The 16,484-nt window shown below is 64.1% G+C and carries 16 protein-coding genes; 12 read left to right on the plus strand and 4 right to left on the minus strand.

Annotated elements, in window-relative coordinates:
• The first annotated feature begins 41 nt into the window (after window positions 1-41).
• The 8 genes from NKH30_RS19485 (at window position 42) to NKH30_RS19520 (ending at window position 8,783) form a co-directional block, all read left to right on the plus strand.
• Window positions 42-905 carry an ABC transporter permease gene (locus NKH30_RS19485; protein WP_352451300.1) on the plus strand — a complete coding sequence of 288 codons (864 nt, stop codon included), beginning with the start codon at window positions 42-44 and terminating at the stop codon, window positions 903-905.
• Window positions 905-1,717 (plus strand): ABC transporter permease, encoded by an 813-nt coding sequence (locus NKH30_RS19490; protein ID WP_352772206.1) that lies wholly within the window; start codon window positions 905-907, stop codon window positions 1,715-1,717. The genes NKH30_RS19485 and NKH30_RS19490 overlap by 1 nt, the downstream gene beginning before the upstream one ends.
• A 12-nt stretch (window positions 1,718-1,729) precedes the next feature.
• Complete coding sequence (locus NKH30_RS19495; RefSeq protein WP_352772204.1) at window positions 1,730-2,491, plus strand: SDR family NAD(P)-dependent oxidoreductase; 762 nt, start codon at window positions 1,730-1,732, stop codon at window positions 2,489-2,491.
• Between the two features lie 142 nt (window positions 2,492-2,633).
• Window positions 2,634-3,839, plus strand: a complete 1,206-nt coding sequence (gene pcaF / locus NKH30_RS19500) for a 3-oxoadipyl-CoA thiolase (protein ID WP_352772203.1) — start codon at window positions 2,634-2,636, stop codon at window positions 3,837-3,839.
• Window positions 3,840-3,991: 152 nt separating this feature from the next.
• The gene (locus tag NKH30_RS19505) at window positions 3,992-5,023 is read left to right on the plus strand and encodes a BMP family protein (RefSeq protein ID WP_352772200.1); all 1,032 of its coding nucleotides are present in this window, start codon (window positions 3,992-3,994) and stop codon (window positions 5,021-5,023) included.
• Window positions 5,024-5,296: 273 nt separating this feature from the next.
• Entirely contained in the window at window positions 5,297-6,787 is a 1,491-nt protein-coding gene (locus NKH30_RS19510) for an ABC transporter ATP-binding protein (RefSeq protein ID WP_502911492.1), read from the plus strand.
• Window positions 6,787-7,842 carry an ABC transporter permease gene (locus tag NKH30_RS19515; RefSeq protein ID WP_352540873.1) on the plus strand — a complete coding sequence of 352 codons (1,056 nt, stop codon included), beginning with the start codon at window positions 6,787-6,789 and terminating at the stop codon, window positions 7,840-7,842. The genes NKH30_RS19510 and NKH30_RS19515 overlap by 1 nt, the downstream gene beginning before the upstream one ends.
• Complete coding sequence (locus NKH30_RS19520; protein ID WP_023678177.1) at window positions 7,839-8,783, plus strand: ABC transporter permease; 945 nt, start codon at window positions 7,839-7,841, stop codon at window positions 8,781-8,783. Before NKH30_RS19515 ends, NKH30_RS19520 begins: the two co-directional genes overlap by 4 nt.
• Window positions 8,784-8,797: 14 nt before the next feature.
• Here NKH30_RS19520 and NKH30_RS19525 read toward each other — a convergent pair whose 3' ends face one another.
• Entirely contained in the window at window positions 8,798-9,565 is a 768-nt protein-coding gene (locus NKH30_RS19525; protein WP_352681879.1) for an SDR family NAD(P)-dependent oxidoreductase, read from the minus strand.
• Window positions 9,566-9,829: 264 nt separating this feature from the next.
• Between NKH30_RS19525 and NKH30_RS19530 the strand changes: the two genes are divergently transcribed.
• Together NKH30_RS19530 and NKH30_RS19535 are read left to right on the plus strand one after the other, a co-directional pair.
• Window positions 9,830-9,985 (plus strand): hypothetical protein, encoded by a 156-nt coding sequence (locus NKH30_RS19530; protein ID WP_023678176.1) that lies wholly within the window; start codon window positions 9,830-9,832, stop codon window positions 9,983-9,985.
• 130 nt (window positions 9,986-10,115) lie between these two features.
• A complete protein-coding gene (locus NKH30_RS19535; protein ID WP_352681878.1) occupies window positions 10,116-11,063 on the plus strand; it encodes an LLM class flavin-dependent oxidoreductase in 948 nt (315 codons plus the stop codon).
• Between the two features lie 28 nt (window positions 11,064-11,091).
• Here the strand turns inward: NKH30_RS19535 and NKH30_RS19540 are convergent, their stop codons facing one another.
• From NKH30_RS19540 to NKH30_RS19550, 3 genes are read right to left on the minus strand one after another with little or no spacing between them, the layout of a single operon-like run.
• The gene (locus NKH30_RS19540) at window positions 11,092-12,042 is read right to left on the minus strand and encodes a dihydrodipicolinate synthase family protein (RefSeq protein ID WP_352772197.1); all 951 of its coding nucleotides are present in this window, start codon (window positions 12,040-12,042) and stop codon (window positions 11,092-11,094) included.
• Window positions 12,032-13,027, minus strand: coding sequence for a Gfo/Idh/MocA family protein (locus tag NKH30_RS19545; RefSeq protein WP_352772195.1), 996 nt, complete (start codon window positions 13,025-13,027; stop codon window positions 12,032-12,034). The genes NKH30_RS19540 and NKH30_RS19545 overlap by 11 nt, the downstream gene beginning before the upstream one ends.
• Entirely contained in the window at window positions 13,024-13,995 is a 972-nt protein-coding gene (locus tag NKH30_RS19550; RefSeq protein WP_352996653.1) for a Gfo/Idh/MocA family protein, read from the minus strand. The genes NKH30_RS19545 and NKH30_RS19550 overlap by 4 nt, the downstream gene beginning before the upstream one ends.
• 97 nt (window positions 13,996-14,092) lie before the next feature.
• Between NKH30_RS19550 and NKH30_RS19555 the strand changes: the two genes are divergently transcribed.
• A complete protein-coding gene (locus NKH30_RS19555) occupies window positions 14,093-14,806 on the plus strand; it encodes a FadR/GntR family transcriptional regulator (RefSeq protein ID WP_352683724.1) in 714 nt (237 codons plus the stop codon).
• 32 nt (window positions 14,807-14,838) lie between these two features.
• Window positions 14,839-16,419, plus strand: coding sequence for an ABC transporter substrate-binding protein (locus NKH30_RS19560; RefSeq protein WP_352772189.1), 1,581 nt, complete (start codon window positions 14,839-14,841; stop codon window positions 16,417-16,419).
• The last annotated feature ends 65 nt before the right edge of the window (window positions 16,420-16,484 follow it).

The following is a 16,484-nucleotide window of genomic DNA, read 5'->3' on the forward strand; positions in this document are numbered from 1 at the left end:
CCGGCGGACAGATGTCCGCCGGCACCGGGGCGGTTTTTTCAATGCGCAGCAATGTCCTTCGTCACAATCTCCTGACCGCCCTGCTGCTCGGTCCAGCAACTGCGTGGCTGGTGGTGTTTTTAGTTTTGCCGTTCGTGGCGATTGCCGTTTTCAGCGTCGGCGAGCGGGCGCCGGAAGGCGGCTATCAGGCCGCTTTCACCTTGGCGCAGTTTGCCAATCTTCCGGCGCGGGCGACCGCCTTCTGGAACACCATGGTGCTGGCGCCGGCGGGCGCACTGGCCTGTCTTCTCGTTGCCTATCCGGTCGCCTATTACCTCGCTTTGCGCGCGCCGGAACGGTGGCGGCTGATCCTGCTGGCGCTTGTCGTCATCCCGTTCTGGACCAGCCTGCTGATGCGAACCTATGCCTGGATGTATGTGCTTGGCGGGCGCGGCATCCCAGCTCTCCTGGCCTATGTCGGGATGGAGGACGTGCGGCTGATCAACACGCCGGGAGCGGTTCTGCTCGGCATCGTCTATGGTTATCTGCCGCTGATGATCCTGCCGATCTATGTCAGCCTCGAGCGGCTCGACCGCCGGCTGCTGGAGGCCTCCGCCGATCTCGGCGCGACGCCGATCTCGACATTCCTCGGCGTGACGCTGCGGCTGTCGCTGCCAGGTGTGATGACCGGCTTCTCGCTGGTCATGATCCTGCTGCTCGGCGAATATCTGATCCCGACGCTACTCGGCGGCGGCAAGGTCTTCTTCATCGGCAACGCGCTGGTCGATCTGTTCCTGCAATCGCGCAATTGGCCATTCGGATCGGCAATCGCCATCACACTTGTGGCGGTTTCAGTGGTCGTGCTGCTTGCCGCGAACCGCATTTCGACCCGGCTTTCGGGTGCCCGCCGGGTGGACCTGATCTGATGCGTGCCTTCGTCGTTGCGGTCTTTGCCTTTCTCTACCTGCCGATCGCGCTGGTAGTGCTGTTTTCGTTCAACGCCGGCCACCACGCCAGCGAGTTCACTGGCTTCTCGGTGCAATGGTACGGCAAGGCACTAGCAAACCCGTTCCTGGTCGAAGCGCTGAAGAACAGCCTGTTCATCGCCACGACCAGCGCCTTGCTGGCGGCGCTGTGCGGCACGGCCGCCGCGGTTGGCCTGGCGCGTGTCGGGGCGCGGACGCGAGCCGTGTTCGATGCGCTTTTGGGTGCTGCGATCGTCGTTCCTGGTGTCGTCATCGGCATCTCGACGCTGGTCGCGCTGGTCCAGCTATTCGGGGTGGTCAACCCGTTTGTCGCTTCGCTGTGGCCGAACGACCAGCCACCGCGCCTGGCGCTCGGCTATGGCTCGATCATCGCCGCGCACGGGCTGTTTTCGATGGCGCTGGTGGCGATGATTGTCGGCACGCGCCTCGGCAGCCTCGACCGCAATCTGGTCGAGGCCTCGAGCGATCTTTACGCCACCCCGCTGACGACGTTCCGCAGTATCGTGTTGCCGCAGATCATGCCGGCGGTGATCGCCGGCTTCCTGCTCGCCTTCACATTCTCCTTCGACGATTTCATCGTCGCTTTCTTCGTCGCCGGCGCACAGACGACGTTGCCGATCTATGTCTTCGCCTCGATCCGGCGCGGGGTCACGCCGGAGATCAATGCCATCGCGACGATCGTGCTCGTCGCCTCCGTTGTGCTCGTGGTGGTTGCCCAATGGCAACTGCGGCAACGAAAACCATCACACTGAAAGATAAAAAACATGATTCTGAGAGATCGCATCGCCGTGGTGACGGGTGCCGGGTCGGGGATCGGGCGTGCCGGCGCCATGATGATGGCCAGGGAAGGTGCGCTCGTGGTGATCGCCGACAGGGACCAGGCGGCGGGGGAAGCAACCGCCTCCGACATTCGTGCGGCGGGCGGTCGGGCCGAGGCCATCGCCACCGACGTCGGCGAGGATGCGGCGGTCGAGCAGCTCATTGCGAGAACGCTGGGCCGGCATCGGCGGATCGACATCCTGCACAATCATGCCGGGATCCAGGTCGGCGGCACGCTGACCGAAGTCGGCGCCGACGGCATGGATGCCTCCTGGCGGATCAATGTGCGGGCGCAGTTCCTGGCGGCCAGGCTGGTCATGCCGTCGATGATCGCGCAAGGCGGCGGGGTGATCCTGAATACCGCCTCAAATTCGGGTGTGTTCTACGACCGCGAAATGATCGCCTACGCAACGTCAAAACATGCAGTGGTGGCGATGACCCGGCAGATGTCGCTCGACTATGCCAAACACAATGTCCGCATCAACGCGCTGTGCCCCGGCTGGGTCGATACGCCCTTCAACGAGCCGTTCATCGCGCAGATGGGCGGGCGGGCGGCGATCGAGAACTATGTCCGCACCAAAATTCCCATGCAGCGCTGGGCCAGCGCGGAGGAAATCGCCGAAGCGATCCTGTTCCTCGTCTCCGACCGCTCGTCCTTCATGACCGGCCAGGCGCTGGTGATCGACGGTGGAGAAAGCATCGGCTGATCCGCCGCTCCCGGCGGGCGGCAGCTGAAATTCTCTTTGGCCTAACGGCCGGCGGCGAGATGTGCTTTCGTCTCAAGGAGAATGCGGCCAACATGGCTGGGTCGGGAGCAGAAATCATCAGCGCAACCGGGAAGGCTGTATAATGGCCGAGGCCTATATCTGCGACTACATCCGCACGCCGATCGGACGCTTCGGCGGTTCGTTGTCGGCGGTCCGTGCCGACGATCTCGGCGCTATACCTCTGAAGGCGCTGGTCGAGCGCAATCCAAACATCGACTGGGCTGCCATCGACGACATCGTCTATGGCTGCGCCAACCAGGCCGGCGAGGACAACCGCAATGTGGCGCGCATGGCGCTGCTGCTGGCCGGCCTGCCGAAGGAGGTTTCGGGCTCGACCGTCAACCGTCTCTGCGGTTCGGGCATGGATGCGGTGATGATTGCTGCCCGCGCCATCAAGGCCGGCGAGGCGGAGCTGATGATATCAGGCGGCGTCGAATCGATGAGCCGCGCTCCGTTCGTGCTGCCGAAGGCAGAGACCGCCTTTTCGCGCAATGCCGAGATTTACGACACCACGATCGGCTGGCGCTTCATCAATCCGCTGATGAAGAAGCAATACGGCGTCGATTCGATGCCGGAGACCGGCGAGAACGTGGCGGAAGAGTTCGCTGTCTCCCGCGCCGACCAGGACGCATTTGCCGTGCGCAGCCAGGACAAGGCTGTAGCCGCACAAGCCAATGGCCGGCTGGCAAAGGAAATCACGCCGGTGACGATCGCGCAGCGCAAGGGCGATCCGGTCGTTGTCGACAGAGATGAGCATCCCCGCGGCGGCACGTCGATCGAAGCGTTGGCCAAGTTGCCGACGCCGTTCCGGCAAGGCGGCACGGTTACGGCCGGCAATGCCTCGGGCGTCAATGACGGCGCCGCGGCGCTGATCGTCGCCTCGGAAGCAGCCGCGAAAAGATACGGGTTGACGCCGATCGCCCGTATCCTCGGCGGTGCCACCGCCGGCGTCGCTCCGCGCATCATGGGCATCGGTCCGGTGCCGGCCACGCAGAAGCTGTGTGCCCGGCTCGGCCTGAAGCCACAACAGTTCGATGTCGTCGAGCTCAACGAGGCCTTCGCCTCGCAAGGCATCGCCGTGCTGCGCCAGCTCGGCATTGCCGAGGATGCGGAGCACGTCAACCCGAATGGCGGTGCCATCGCGCTCGGCCATCCGCTCGGCATGTCCGGCGCGCGCATATCAGGCACGGCGGCGCTGGAGCTGCGCGAACGTAGCGCCCGCTATGCACTTGCCACCATGTGCATCGGGGTCGGCCAGGGGATCGCGGTGGCGCTGGAGAGATTGTGAGCAAGCGTCGATTTGCCGGACCATTTAATGGCGCGTTCCGCCCACTCAAATTTGACCATGTGGACAAAAGCCGGGCACCGTTCCATAGTTCCTTCGCTGATATTCCAGAGAAGAGAGCCGGCTCGACACGGCGCCAATCAGAGGGGCATGCAATGGACAACGGGAAGAGCAGAATCCAATCGAAACGCGACGGGCTTTCGCGCCGCAACGTGCTGGAGCTGGGCGCGCTCGGCCTGGCGGCAGCGATGCTGCCGGGCAGCGCCTTTGCCAAGACCAAGAAGCTGAAAGTGGCGGCGATCTTCGCCACGCCGATCGAGGAGCCGTGGGACAACCAGATCCACGTTGCCCTGCAGAAGGCCGAGAAGGAACTCGGCATCGAATACAAATGGTCGGAGAAGGTGCAGACCGCCGATTTCAGCCGTGTCATGCGCGAATATGCGCAGGGCGGCTATGAGCTAGTGTTGGGCGATGCCTTCGCCGCCGAGCGCGAATCGCGCAGGACCGCCAAGCAGTTCCCGAAGACCGCCTTCCTGTTCGGCTCCGGCGCCGGGCCGGCCGAGCCGAATTTCGGCGTGTTCGACAACTGGATCCACGAGCCGGCCTATCTGTCCGGCATGATCGCCGGAAAGATGTCGAAGTCAGGCACGATCGGCGCCGTCGCGGCGATGGGCATTCCGGAAGTGAACCGGCTGGTCAACGCTTTCTTTGCCGGCGCCAGGGAGGTCAATCCCAACATCAAGAAGAAGGTCGCCTTCATCGGCTCGTTCTTCGATCCGCCGAAGGCAAAGGAAGCGGCGGTCGCCCAGATCGACGCCGGCGTCGACGTCATCTATGCCGAGCGCTTCGGCGTCATCGAAGCGGCGGCGGAGAAGAAGATCCTCGCTATCTCCAACATGTCGGACCAGTCGAGCCTCGGCCCCGACACCGTGATCACCGGGCCGGTCTGGGACATGTATCCGACCGTCGAGCAGGCGATCAAGCTGGTCAAGGCCGGCGTCTTCACCGCGCAGGATTACGGCGATTTCTCGCGCATGGCCAAGGGCGGCTCCTATCTCGCGCCCTACCACAAGTTCGACAAGACGCTGCCGGCCGAGGTCAAGGAACTGGTCGAGAAGAAGAAGGCCGAGATCCTCGATGGCAATTTCCGCGTCGACGTCGATGAGAATACGCCGGTCTCGGACTGAGCGATGTCTTTTGGGGGTCTGGCGCTTGTCGCACCCCCCTCTGGCCTGCCGGCCATCTCCCCCTCAAGGGGGGAGATTAGCAGCTTCGCCGACAGCACCTCTTCTTCAGCGCTGACGATTTGCGAAAGCCGAAGTGACATCCGATCTCTCCCCTTGAGGGGGAGATGGCCGGCAGGCCAGAGGGGGGTGCAGCGCATTCCCGTCGATCAAAGCTGAACCGTAAAGCCAATCCGATCGGGAGCACCCTTGTCAACGCCTGCCCCTCTTATTGAAATGCGCGGCATCTCCAAGAGCTTTGGCGCCGTCAAGGCGAACGAGGCCGTCGATCTCAGCGTGGCGCCGGGCGAAATCCTCGGGCTGCTCGGCGAAAACGGCGCCGGCAAGACGACGCTGATGAACGTGCTGTTCGGCGCCTATGCGCCCGATGCCGGCGAGATCCTGGTGCAGGGCCGGTCGGTGGCGATCAACAGTTCGGCCGATGCGCTGGCCGCCGGCATCGGCATGGTGCACCAGCATTTTCATCTCGCACCGCGGCTTTCGGTGCTGGAGAACCTCTTGATCGGCATTCCCGGCAGATCGGGCCGGATCGACCGCGCCGGCGGGCTGGCGCGGCTCGCCGAGATCGGCCGCCAGCACGGGCTGACGCTCGACCCGGACCTCGCCGTCTCGGCGCTGTCGGTCGGCGAGCAACAGCGGCTCGAAATCGTCAAGGCGCTGTTTCGCGGCGCAAGGCTGCTGATCCTCGACGAGCCGACGGCGGTGTTGGCACCAACCGAGGTCGACGGGCTGTTTTCGGCGCTGCGCTCGATGGCGGCACAAGGGCTCGGCATCATTTTCATCTCGCATAAGCTCAACGAGGTGCGAGCGCTGACGCATCGCTGCGTCGTGCTCCGGCATGGGCGCGTTGCCGGCCGCGTCGATGCGCCGGCCAGCACCACGTCCTCGGAGATGGCGCGGCTGATGTGCGGCCACGAGATCGTGCCTCCGGCCAGAGGACCGTCGATGCCGGGTGCGGCCGTGCTGACCCTCGACGGTATCTCGACATCGCATCATTCCGGCATGGCGCTGCGCGATGTTTCGCTGTCGGTTCGTGGCGGCGAGATCCTCGGCATCGCCGGCGTCTCCGGCAATGGCCAGCGCGCGCTTGCCGAGGTCATCTCCGGCGTGCGTGCGCCCGATGCCGGGAAGATGACCATAGCCGGCAAAACGGTTTCGCGGTTCTCGCCGAGCACAGTCCAGGCGCTCGGCCTCGGCCGCATCCCGGAAGACCGCATGACGACAGGGCTGGTCACCAATCTGCCGCTTGCCGATTCGATGGTGCTGCCGCGCATCGGCACGGCGGCGTTCAGCCGCAACGGCCTGCTCAAGCCGGATGCGATCCGCGTCTTCGCCGAGGCGCAGATCAAGGCCTACGATATACGTTGCCCCGGGCCGATGACGCGCGCCGGGGCGCTGTCCGGCGGCAATCTGCAGAAGGCGCTTCTGGCGCGCGAACTCGCTTTCGATCCGAAGGTGCTGATCGTTTCGCAGCCGACTCGCGGCCTCGATATCGGCGCCGCGCGCTTCATCCACGAAAAATTCCTCGACATGCGCGCCAAGGGCTGCGGCATCGTCGTCATCGGCGAGGATCTGGAAGAGTTGCTGATGCTCTCGGATCGTATCGCGGTGATGTATGAGGGCCGCGTCGTCGGCACGCTGGATAGCGCCGACGCCAGCATCGCCAGACTCGGGTTGATGATGACCGGAGCGGAGGGCCATGCCTGATGTTCCGTCTCGAGGCCCGCACCTCAACGCCCGCCTGGTTCAATCTGGCGCTGCCGCTGCTCGCCATCGGCGCGACGCTGATCTTGTGCAGCGGCCTCATCGCACTGGCCGGCGCCGGCGTCGTCGAGGCTTATGGCGTTATGTTTTCGGCGTCTTTGGGCGACAGCTACGCCATCACCGAAACGCTGGTGCGTGCCGCGCCGATGATCTTCACCGGACTGGCCGTGGCGGTCGCCTTCCGCGCCAAATTCTGGAACATCGGCGCCGAAGGGCAATTGCTGGCTGGTGCGGCGGCGAGCTGTGCCGTCGGTGCAATCCCGATGCCGGGGCCGCTCGCCATGCTGCTGATGGCGCTGGCGGGCGCTGCCGCCGGCGCGGCCGTCGCCCTGATCCCCGCCACGCTGAGGGTAAAATTCAGGGTCGATGACGTGGTCAGCTCACTGCTGCTCAACTCGGTCATTTTCTATGCACTGATGGCGCTGATCGAGGGGCCATGGAAGGACAGTTTCAGCGGCTACCCGATCTCGCCGCCGATCGAGGATACGGCCAATTTTCCGGTGCTGCTCGAAGGCACACGGCTGCATCTCGGCGTCGTCGCGGCGCTGGTCGCGGCACCGGTCATCTGGTTCGTGGTCGCGCGCACCACGCTCGGCTTCCGCATCAGGGTCACCGGCGAAAACCCCGAGGCGGCGCGCTATGGCGGCATCAATGTCGAGCGGGTGCTGATTTCGACGGCGCTGCTGTCTGGCGCATTGGCCGGCCTTGCCGGCGTCGGCGAGGTCGGCGGCGTGCATTTCCAGGTGATGAGCGACATCTCGCCGGGCTATGGCTATTCCGGCATCGTCGTCGCCATGCTGGCGAGGCTCAATCCGCTCGGCGTCGTGCCGGCGGCGATCTTCCTTGCCGCCGTCATGACCGGCGCTGAGGCGATGTCGCGGGCGACCGGCGTTCCGGCCTTCCTCAGCGATGTTATTCAGGGAACCGCATTGCTTGCCATGCTGGTGGCGCTGCTGTTCACCGCCTATCGCCTCCGTCGCGTGGGAATAGCCAAATGAGCGTGGTGCTGGAGCAGATATTCCAGGTCGGCTTCCTGGCCGCCATCATCCGCATCGCCACGCCGTTGGCCTTTGCGACGCTGGGCGAGATGTTCTCCGAGCGCGCCGGGGTGCTCAATCTCGGCATCGAAGGCATCATGCTTCTGTCGGCGATGACCGGCTTCACCGCGGCGAGCCTCAGCGGCAGCCTTTGGCTTGGCGTGCTCGCCGCGGTGCTGACCGGGGCGCTGATGGGCGCCGTGCACGCGCTGTTCACTGTAGCGCTCGGCCTCAGCCAGCATGTCTGCGGCATCGGCGTGACGCTGTTCTCGTCGGGCCTTGCCTATTTCCTCTACCGGCTGATCTTCGGACAGCAATCGGTGCCACCGAACATCAAGGGGTTCGAGACGCTGCCGATCCCGATCCTGTCCGACATACCGGTGCTTGGGCCGGCGGTGTTCAATCAGTTTTCGCTGGTCTACATGGCGATGCTGGCCATACCGCTGGCCGCCTTCGTGCTCTACCGCACGCCTTGGGGCCTAGCGGTGCGCATGGTCGGCGAAAACCCGCGTGCCGCCGATTCTGCCGGCGTCAGCGTCATTGCAACACGCTTCCAGGCGGTGATCCTCGGCGGTGCCTTGATGGGACTGGCCGGTGCCTTCCTGTCGATGGCGCAATTCAACGCCTTCACCTTCGGCGTGGTTTCGGGGCGTGGCTGGGTGGCAATCGCGCTCGTCGTTTTCGGCCGCTGGGATCCGTGGCGATCGGCAGGCGCGGCACTGCTGTTTGCCTTCGTTGACGCCTTGCAGTTGCGTATGCAGGCGAGCGGGCTTGGCCATATCCCCTACGAGGCCTTCCTGATGCTGCCGTTCATCTTCACCATCGTCGCTATGGCGGTGATGTCGCGCAATGCGGTGGCCCCGTCGGCGCTGCTCAAGCCGTTCCGGCGCGAAGAGCGGTAGCGGCGCTTCGCCTTTCACATCGCGGTGAAGCCGTTATCGACGAACAGATGGGCGCCGTTGACGAAGCTGGCCTCGTCGCTGGCCAGGAACAGGGCTGCCTTCGCGACCTCTTCCGGCTCGCCGATCCGCCCTTGCTGCGCCGCCATTGCCGCGTCGGAGACATCGACGCCGAGTTTGTCGAGATCGGCGACCTCGCGCAGGCCATGCGGTGTCCTGATGAAGCCTGGACAGACCGCATTGCAGCGGATGTTGCGGTCGCGGAACTCGACGGCGATGGCACGCGCGAACATATGGCAGGCGCCCTTGGTGGTGTCGTAAAGCACCTCCATCGGCGTCGCCGCCACCGCCGAGATCGACGAGGTGCAGACGATGGAACCGCCGCCGGCGGCGATCATGCCGGGCAGCACAGCACGCGTCATCAGGAACATCGAACGCACATTGACGGCATGCAGCCAGTCCCATTCCTGCAGCGTGGTCTCCAGGAAGGGTTTGATGACGAGGGTGCCGGCATGGTTGAACAGAACCGTGACCGGGCCGAATTTTTCCGTCGCGCCCTTCACCGCCGTTTCGACCTGCGCCTCATCCGATACGTCAGCGACCCAGTGCTCGGCGACATGGCCGCGTTGCCTGATTGCCGCCGCGGTAGCCGCCGCCGCTTCGCCGTTGCGGTCGACGATCGCCACCTTGGCGCCCTCGGCCGCGAAAAGCTCCGAGGCCGCACCGCCCATTCCTGTCGCGCCACCCGAAATGATGGCGACCTTGCCGGCCAGTCTTGTCCCCATGGTTTGCTCCCTGCTACCTTGCCGTGACGTCGCGGCTTTCCGCTGAAGCGATGCTATCCCTCATCCATTGGATGGCCAAGGAGCCACAGACACATGGACCTGACGTTTCCTGCCGTCACCCCGGCATGCCGCAAAAGGCAGCGCTAAGCAGTAAAAGCACTAACTTGTCCGCCGTTTGGAGAAAATTGTTCTAAGGATCGCGCGAAAATAGCACTCGACAAAGTCTACTGATTTTATAGATTAAGCGCCGAGACGGAGGTCGATATGTCCTATAGCCAGAACGCTCAGACTGCCCGCAAAGGCCAAAGGCTGGGTTCCGACCAGGTGTGGCGGCCGGCCTATGCCGGTGCTTTCGCCTATCTCGTCTTTGCCCTTGCGTTTGTATTCACCGGGGCAGTGGTACTGGGGCTGATCCCCTGATTGTCAAGGCTCTGATCATCGAGGCTTCCTCGGGATAGCGGCCTGCCGTTTGCAGAAATTCCGGAGTTGATGAACCGAATGCCGGTGTGCATTTGCGCGCCCTGATTCCAACGTGATGGAGGAGATGGCAATGCCGATCGAGTTCACGCATGTTCCCGGTAAGATCCACGCTGCCGACGCCAGCTTTTTCTATGACTTTGTCGAGACCGCGACGAAGCTGTCACTGATCGAGGATGCTGGATTCCAGAGGATCGTCATCGACGACCAGGCCGGGCTGCTGACCAATATGGACCTTGCCGCCCAGACGCTGGACCGGACCTCGTCCCTGGAGGTCGTGCTCACGCATTGGGCAGGCGTGATCGAACCAACCGTGGCGGCGCGACAACTCGCTGCCCTCGACGCGAGAAGCGGTGGCCGGCTGTCGCTCAGGATGCTCAGCGAGCCGCTGAGCGACGACGATGCCGAGGCACGTCCGGCCGGCCACACAGTGGTCTGGCAACGCATTGATGAATATCTGGTGCTGCTGAAGCGGTTGTGGTCGAACGACAGGCCGTTCGACCATGAAGGCACCTTTTACAGCATCAAAGGCGGCTATGTGCCGCGCAAGGGGCCGCATGGTGCCGATGTGACCATCCGCATGGGCGGGCAGTCGGGCACTGCGCTCAGGGTCGCGGGCAGGCATGCGGACGTGTTCGAGCTGGCGCCTGGCTCGCTTGCAGAAATTCACCAGTCAATGGAGCGCGTACGCGGCGCTGCTGCCGAACACGGCCGGGCCGGCAAGCTGCGTTTCGCGCTTCCCGTCCGAATCCGTTCGGAAGACAAATCGGCCGCTTCCTGCCAGAAGGCGCTCGAACTTGCCGGGCCGCCGGCGCAGGTCGCGCTGTCGCTGCTTTCCTACGCCGCTTTGGGGATCAAGGAGTTCATGATCGTCGGCGTCGACAGGCCACGCGAGATTGCGACCGCCGGCCGCGAGGCGATCGCGCTCTTGCGCAATTCACTGGCACGGCGCGAGGCCGATGTCCCTCAGCCGGGGGCGTTTGTGTCACGCGCGACACAGGGCGCGCGAGCCGGCTGCTGAACCGTCGTCCCGCGCCTTGGTGACGGGTCTACCACCATTCCGGGAAAGCCGCGTGAGCCGCCCTGGCCAGCGTCGGTATTTCCTGATCGGGAACGGAGCTGTAGGGCCAGAGCAATCGCGGACCGAGCGGCGCCCAGCCGCCGGCCGCCGCCATCGCCTTATCGAGTGCTGCATCGCTGACATCGTAACGGGTGCGACACGGTAGGACATTTGCGGCGAGGAAGGCCTGTATGCGGGCCTCGACCTCGGCAGCGGCGGCCATGTCGGTGCGGATTATCTGCCACCACATCATCGCGCCCTTCGGGTTGAGGCAGGCAACGTTGGAATAGCTGCCATGGGCACCTCCAGCATAGCCTGTTGCCAGCGTGTGGCCGGGGACGAAGACGGAAAATCCGTCCAGTTTGCGGCGCATGTCGGCATACCAGCCGGCGTCGCCGCCCGGCAGCTTGGCGCCGACCAGCGATGGCACGGCCGCACGCAGACTGGCGATGCCGTCGAGCGTCAGGTGGCGCTTGGCGTGCGGCGGATTGTAGAGCACCAGCGGTGTTTCAGGCGCGGCCTCGCACAGGCCGCCGGCAAAGCGCATGACCTCGTCGTCGCTGGGCGGCCACCAGTCGGGCAGCGTGAACTGCACCGCCGCCGGGCGAAGTCCGGCGACCCGCGTCAGTCGCTCGAGCGCGACGCGCGGATTGGACTGGCTGATGCCGATCTGGAAAGGAAGGCGCGCGCGGCCGGCTATGGTTGCGACCAACTCACAAAGCCGGTCGAATTCGGGCTCGGTCTGGCAATGGAATTCGCAGGCCGTGCCATTGGAATAGACGCCGTCGATGCCTGAGGCGCAGAGCCGGGCGATCGTCTCTTCCGTCGCCTGCCAGTCGATCGCTCCGCGATCGTCGATGGCCAGCATCACCGCGCCCCAGATGCCGCGCGGTGCGTGTGCGGGCAAGCGGGCCAGATGGTCGTCGAGGTCAGCGTCCACCGGCGATCTCGTGTTCGCGGCGGGTTTCGTTCGACGCGAAGGCAGCCTCGATAATGGCGACGATCTTGCGCGCATAGATGCCGTCGACCGGCACCGGCGTGTCATCGGCAATGGCATCGCGCATTGCGCTCCATTCGCGCACCAGCGCGTTATGCATCCAGTTCGGCTCAAAGGAACCGGGCAGCTCGGTCCAGACCGTCTCGCGGCCAAGCATGGTGCCGCGGTCCATGTCGATGCGCAGCGTTCCCCGCTCGCAGACCAGATCCATGGCATAGGTGGTGGCGCCGGTGCGATAGCCGACGCTCTGCACCTGGCCGATGCCGCCGCCGGCGAAGCGCAATCCGAGCAGAGCGCTGTCGTCTGCTTCCTGGTCATGGAACTTGGCGCCGAGCATGCCGCTCACCGACACGACATCGTCATCCATCAGCCAGACCAGGCGATCGACCGCGTGGATGCCGGCCGTCAACAGCATGCCGCCGCCGGTCGCCTTGCGCAGATGCCAGTCGCGGCGATTGTGCTCCATCCACAGCTTGATGATCCAGCTCGATCCGGCGAGCGGCCGGCCGAGCTCGCCTTCCTCCAGAATTTGCCTGGCCGCCATGCAGGGCAGGGCGAAATGCATGAGGTGGGCGACCATCAGCTTGACGCCATCCTTGGCCACGGCGGCGTTGATCGCATCGCAGGCAGCCACCGTCGGCGCCATCGGTTTTTCGAGCAGGATATGCTTGCCGGCCTTTGCCGCGCCGATGGCCATTTCGGCATGGAGATGGTGCGGGCTGGCAATGAGGACCGCATCGACCTCCTTGTCGTCCAGCAGCCTTCGCCAGTCCGCGTAGCCGCGGCCGCCATGTTCAGCGGTGAATTGCTGCAGTGCGTCGGCATTTCCTCGAGAGGCGGCGACGAGGCGAATGCCGCCAGCCTCACGGATTGCCCGCGCATGGGCTGCGCCGAAATCGCCGGCGCCGATAATTCCTATTCCAATCATGGTCCTGCCTTTTGATAAGCGGCGTCGATCAGCGACATCGCCGCAACATAATCTTCGATGGACACCGGCGGAGGCGCCTTTCTGGCCAGCCGGTCAAGCGTATCGCGTATGAACAGACGGTAGCGCGTTGCCGGCAGTTCGACCGGCAAGTCGACGATTGCCGCGTCGTCGAGCGTTGCGCAGATAACATGGTCGCCATGATCGATGAGGGTGGCATTGGCACTGACGATGCGCCACTCGAAGTCACCGCCGGGGCGCATCGAAGCAAAGGAGTAACCGGCCTCGACGATGAACAGCGCGCCGGCCTCGTCTTCCAGCACCAGAAGTGCGTGATCCTCGACCGGGCCGGGATGGATGCGGTTCGCGATCGAAACGCTTTTCAGGCCGAGTTTGCCGGTTGCGAGGCTGAGTGCCGCGTCGACGCCGTGTATGCCGAGATTCCTCAACGCACCCCCGCCACCAACCGCCGGGTCGAGCACCCAGGCGACACCGTCGGCGATGTAGCGTTGCGGTGGGCCGTTGACCAGCCGGAACTGGCAATGCGCCACGGGGCCGGCGCGACCTTGCCGGCGCAGCCGTTCAAGGCCGGCAACGGCCGGCCCGAAACGGTTGGGCAGGGGAACAGCGACAAAAGCCTGGTACTGCCTGGCAAGGTCGCGCAGCGCCATCAGTTCCCTCGTATGGCTGGCCGCCGGCTTCTCCAGGATCAGCGGTATCCTTGCCGCGATGATCGCACGTGCCCGCGCCGGCACCATCGAAGGGTGCCCCATCAACAGGATCACATCCGGCGGGCTGGAGAGTATCTCCTTGAAATCTTCGATAAACGGCAGGTCGTGGTGCGCGGCGAACGCTTGCGCTTGGCCAGGATCCTCGTCCCAGATACCGACGATCTCCGCACCGTAAAAGCGTGCGGCGTCGAGGTGCATTTCGGCGTGCCAGTGGCTCGAGCCGGCGAGGATTATCTTCATTCGGAGGCAGCACGTTTGCTATGGGCTTGCAGGATATCCTACAAGTGGCTATACGACAAGCGGCGGGCAAGCTTCAGCGGATGATGAAAGCAGTGGGATGGCGGAACTGAAGTCGATCGAACCGTTGAGCAGACCACCGCTGCTGCACGTCACCGTGCAGGAAAGCCTCCGGGCCTATATCGAAAGCAACCAGCTCAAGGCCGGCGATCCCTTGCCGCCGGAGACGTTCCTGGCGCAGCGGCTCGGCGTCGGCCGCAACTCCGTGCGGGAGGCCATCAAGGCGCTGGAATCGATCGGCATCCTGGAGACGCGGCGCGGCATCGGCGTGTTCGTCAAGGAGTTCTCGTTCAAGCCGCTGCTGGATAATCTTGCCTACGGCTTGCAAGATTCGCTGCGCGATGTCGAAGAGCTGCGCGAAATCCGCCGCGTGCTGGAAACCGGCCTCATCGCCAAGACGATCGAGATGATCAGCGCCGAAGATATCGAAGCGCTGCGCCAGTTGACCGAGCGCATGCGGCAACGTGCCGAGCGCCATGAGAGCTTCGCCGAAGAGGACCAGCAATTCCATCAGCTGCTGTTCCGCTGCCAGAACAATCGCATGCTGAGCGCGCTGATCGACATCTTCTGGATGGCGTTCAACAAGGCCTCGAATTTCACCAATCTCGACAATCCGACGCCGCTGGCGACATGGCGCGACCATCACGAGATCGTCGAGGCTGTCGCCGCCAAGGATGTCGACCAGGCGCGTCGGCGGCTCGACGACCACTACCGGGGGATCCAGCAGGTTATCGCCAAAAACCGAACAAGCTGAAGAACAAGCTGACTATGCCAAGGGAGGAAACCATGCGCATCAGGACCATCGCATTCTCAGTCGCCGGGCTACTGCTCGCCAGCATTGCCCCATTGACCAGTGTCCAGGCACAAAGCGCCAAGACCATTGCGGGCGGCTTCGACGTCGGCCCGGGCGGTTTTCCCAAGAACTTCAACCCGCTGGTCGCGACCGGCGGCTACACCTGGCTCAGCACCTATTTTGAACCGCTGGTCATCTACAATGCCGGACTGACCGAGATCGAAGGCGACCTCGCCAAGGACTACAAGATCAGCGACGACCAGCTGAGCTATACGTTCAACCTGGTCAACGAGACCTGGCACGACGGCAAGCCGTTCACCTCGAAGGATGTCAAGTTCACCCTCGAGCTTGCCAGGAACAAGGCCTCCGGCAGCCTGTTTGCCGCCCGTCTCGCCGACATCGCCTCGATCGATGCGCCGGATGACCACACCGCAGTGGTGAAGCTATCGAAACCGAACGGATCGTTTCTATCGATCCTGTCGCAGCTGATGATCCTGCCGGAGCATGCCCTGGCCGCTCTGCCGCCGGAATCGCTGGCGACAAGCACCTGGTGGTCGACCACTCCGGTCGGCACCGGCCCGTTCAAGTTCAAGCGCTACGTGACCGACCAATATGTCGAACTGGCAGCCGATGACGATTATCGCGGCGGCAAGCCGAAGGTAGACGTGCTCATCAACCGCTATTTCGAGTCGCCGGCGGCGGCCGTTGCCGCGCTCCGTGCCGGCGAAATCCAGTTCACTTATGTCGAGCCCGACGATGCGGCATCGTTCAAGAGCGACAGCAATTTCAAGGTGATCGAAGGTGCCTCGTACGTGGTCAACTATATCGGCCTGAGCCAGAAGGTCGACCTGTTTAGGGATATCCGTGTCCGCCAGGCGATCATATACGCGATCGATCGCAGCGCCATCATCGACAGCCTCTACGGCGGTGCCGCCGAGCCAGCCAATTGCGGCTATGTCGCGCCGCATCTCGTTCCCGCAGGCCTCGAACCCTATGCCTACGATCCGGCAAAGGCCAAGGCGCTGCTGAGCGAGGCGGGCTGGGACAAGATCAACGGCGACAAACCGATCACTCTGCTGACCTATTACGGCTCGCCGCAAGCGGCCAACGTGATGGCCGCCATCCAGTCGATGCTGGCCGAAGTCGGCATCAATGTGGTGCCGCGGGTCGTCGATACGCCGACCTACAATGGCATCGTCTACAAGCAAGGCACGCCGGACTGGAACGCCTTTCCGATGGTCTATGCCGGCCTGCAGAATGGCCCCAACCCGGCCGGCCTCAATCCCGGCCTCAACAAGTCGCAGATCCCGCCGGCAGGCTTCAACACCATGCGCATCGGGTTCGACGATCTGAGCGCTGCATTGGACGCCGCGCTAGGCCAGACCGATCCGGCCAAGCTCGATCAATCCTGGCAGGAGGTCTGCAAGGTGATGAACAAGGACCTGCCCTGGGCGACGTTGTGGGTGGCCAACCGCTATGGCGTGGCGTCGACCAAGCTGCACGACTTCGTCTGGACGCCGGCGCCGGGCGGCGGCCCCTACGCAGCTCACCCCGAGCGCTGGGACATCCAGTAAGAAACCCGCAAGCAAGCGAGCAGGCGGGACCACTTTGGCGCCGCCTGCCACCGCCACGGAAAGCC

Origin of the sequence: Mesorhizobium sp. M1273, from assembly GCF_040318195.1 — a bacterium.
GTDB lineage: Bacteria > Pseudomonadota > Alphaproteobacteria > Rhizobiales > Rhizobiaceae > Mesorhizobium.

Excerpts from the sequence above, each read along its gene's own strand:
- NKH30_RS19485 (WP_352451300.1), top strand. The coding sequence starts at position 42 with ATGCGCAGCAATGTCCTTCGTCACAATCTCCTGACCGCCCTGCTGCTC.
- NKH30_RS19490 (WP_352772206.1), top strand. The coding sequence starts at position 905 with ATGCGTGCCTTCGTCGTTGCGGTCTTTGCCTTTCTCTACCTGCCGATC.
- NKH30_RS19495 (WP_352772204.1), top strand. The coding sequence starts at position 1,730 with ATGATTCTGAGAGATCGCATCGCCGTGGTGACGGGTGCCGGGTCGGGG.
- pcaF (WP_352772203.1), top strand. The coding sequence starts at position 2,634 with ATGGCCGAGGCCTATATCTGCGACTACATCCGCACGCCGATCGGACGC.
- NKH30_RS19505 (WP_352772200.1), top strand. The coding sequence starts at position 3,992 with ATGGACAACGGGAAGAGCAGAATCCAATCGAAACGCGACGGGCTTTCG.
- NKH30_RS19510 (WP_502911492.1), top strand. The coding sequence starts at position 5,297 with ATGCGCGGCATCTCCAAGAGCTTTGGCGCCGTCAAGGCGAACGAGGCC.
- NKH30_RS19515 (WP_352540873.1), top strand. The coding sequence starts at position 6,787 with ATGTTCCGTCTCGAGGCCCGCACCTCAACGCCCGCCTGGTTCAATCTG.
- NKH30_RS19520 (WP_023678177.1), top strand. The coding sequence starts at position 7,839 with ATGAGCGTGGTGCTGGAGCAGATATTCCAGGTCGGCTTCCTGGCCGCC.
- NKH30_RS19525 (WP_352681879.1), bottom strand. The coding sequence starts at position 9,565 with ATGGGGACAAGACTGGCCGGCAAGGTCGCCATCATTTCGGGTGGCGCG.
- NKH30_RS19530 (WP_023678176.1), top strand. The coding sequence starts at position 9,830 with ATGTCCTATAGCCAGAACGCTCAGACTGCCCGCAAAGGCCAAAGGCTG.
- NKH30_RS19535 (WP_352681878.1), top strand. The coding sequence starts at position 10,116 with ATGCCGATCGAGTTCACGCATGTTCCCGGTAAGATCCACGCTGCCGAC.
- NKH30_RS19545 (WP_352772195.1), bottom strand. The coding sequence starts at position 13,027 with ATGATTGGAATAGGAATTATCGGCGCCGGCGATTTCGGCGCAGCCCAT.
- NKH30_RS19550 (WP_352996653.1), bottom strand. The coding sequence starts at position 13,995 with ATGAAGATAATCCTCGCCGGCTCGAGCCACTGGCACGCCGAAATGCAC.
- NKH30_RS19555 (WP_352683724.1), top strand. The coding sequence starts at position 14,093 with ATGGCGGAACTGAAGTCGATCGAACCGTTGAGCAGACCACCGCTGCTG.
- NKH30_RS19560 (WP_352772189.1), top strand. The coding sequence starts at position 14,839 with ATGCGCATCAGGACCATCGCATTCTCAGTCGCCGGGCTACTGCTCGCC.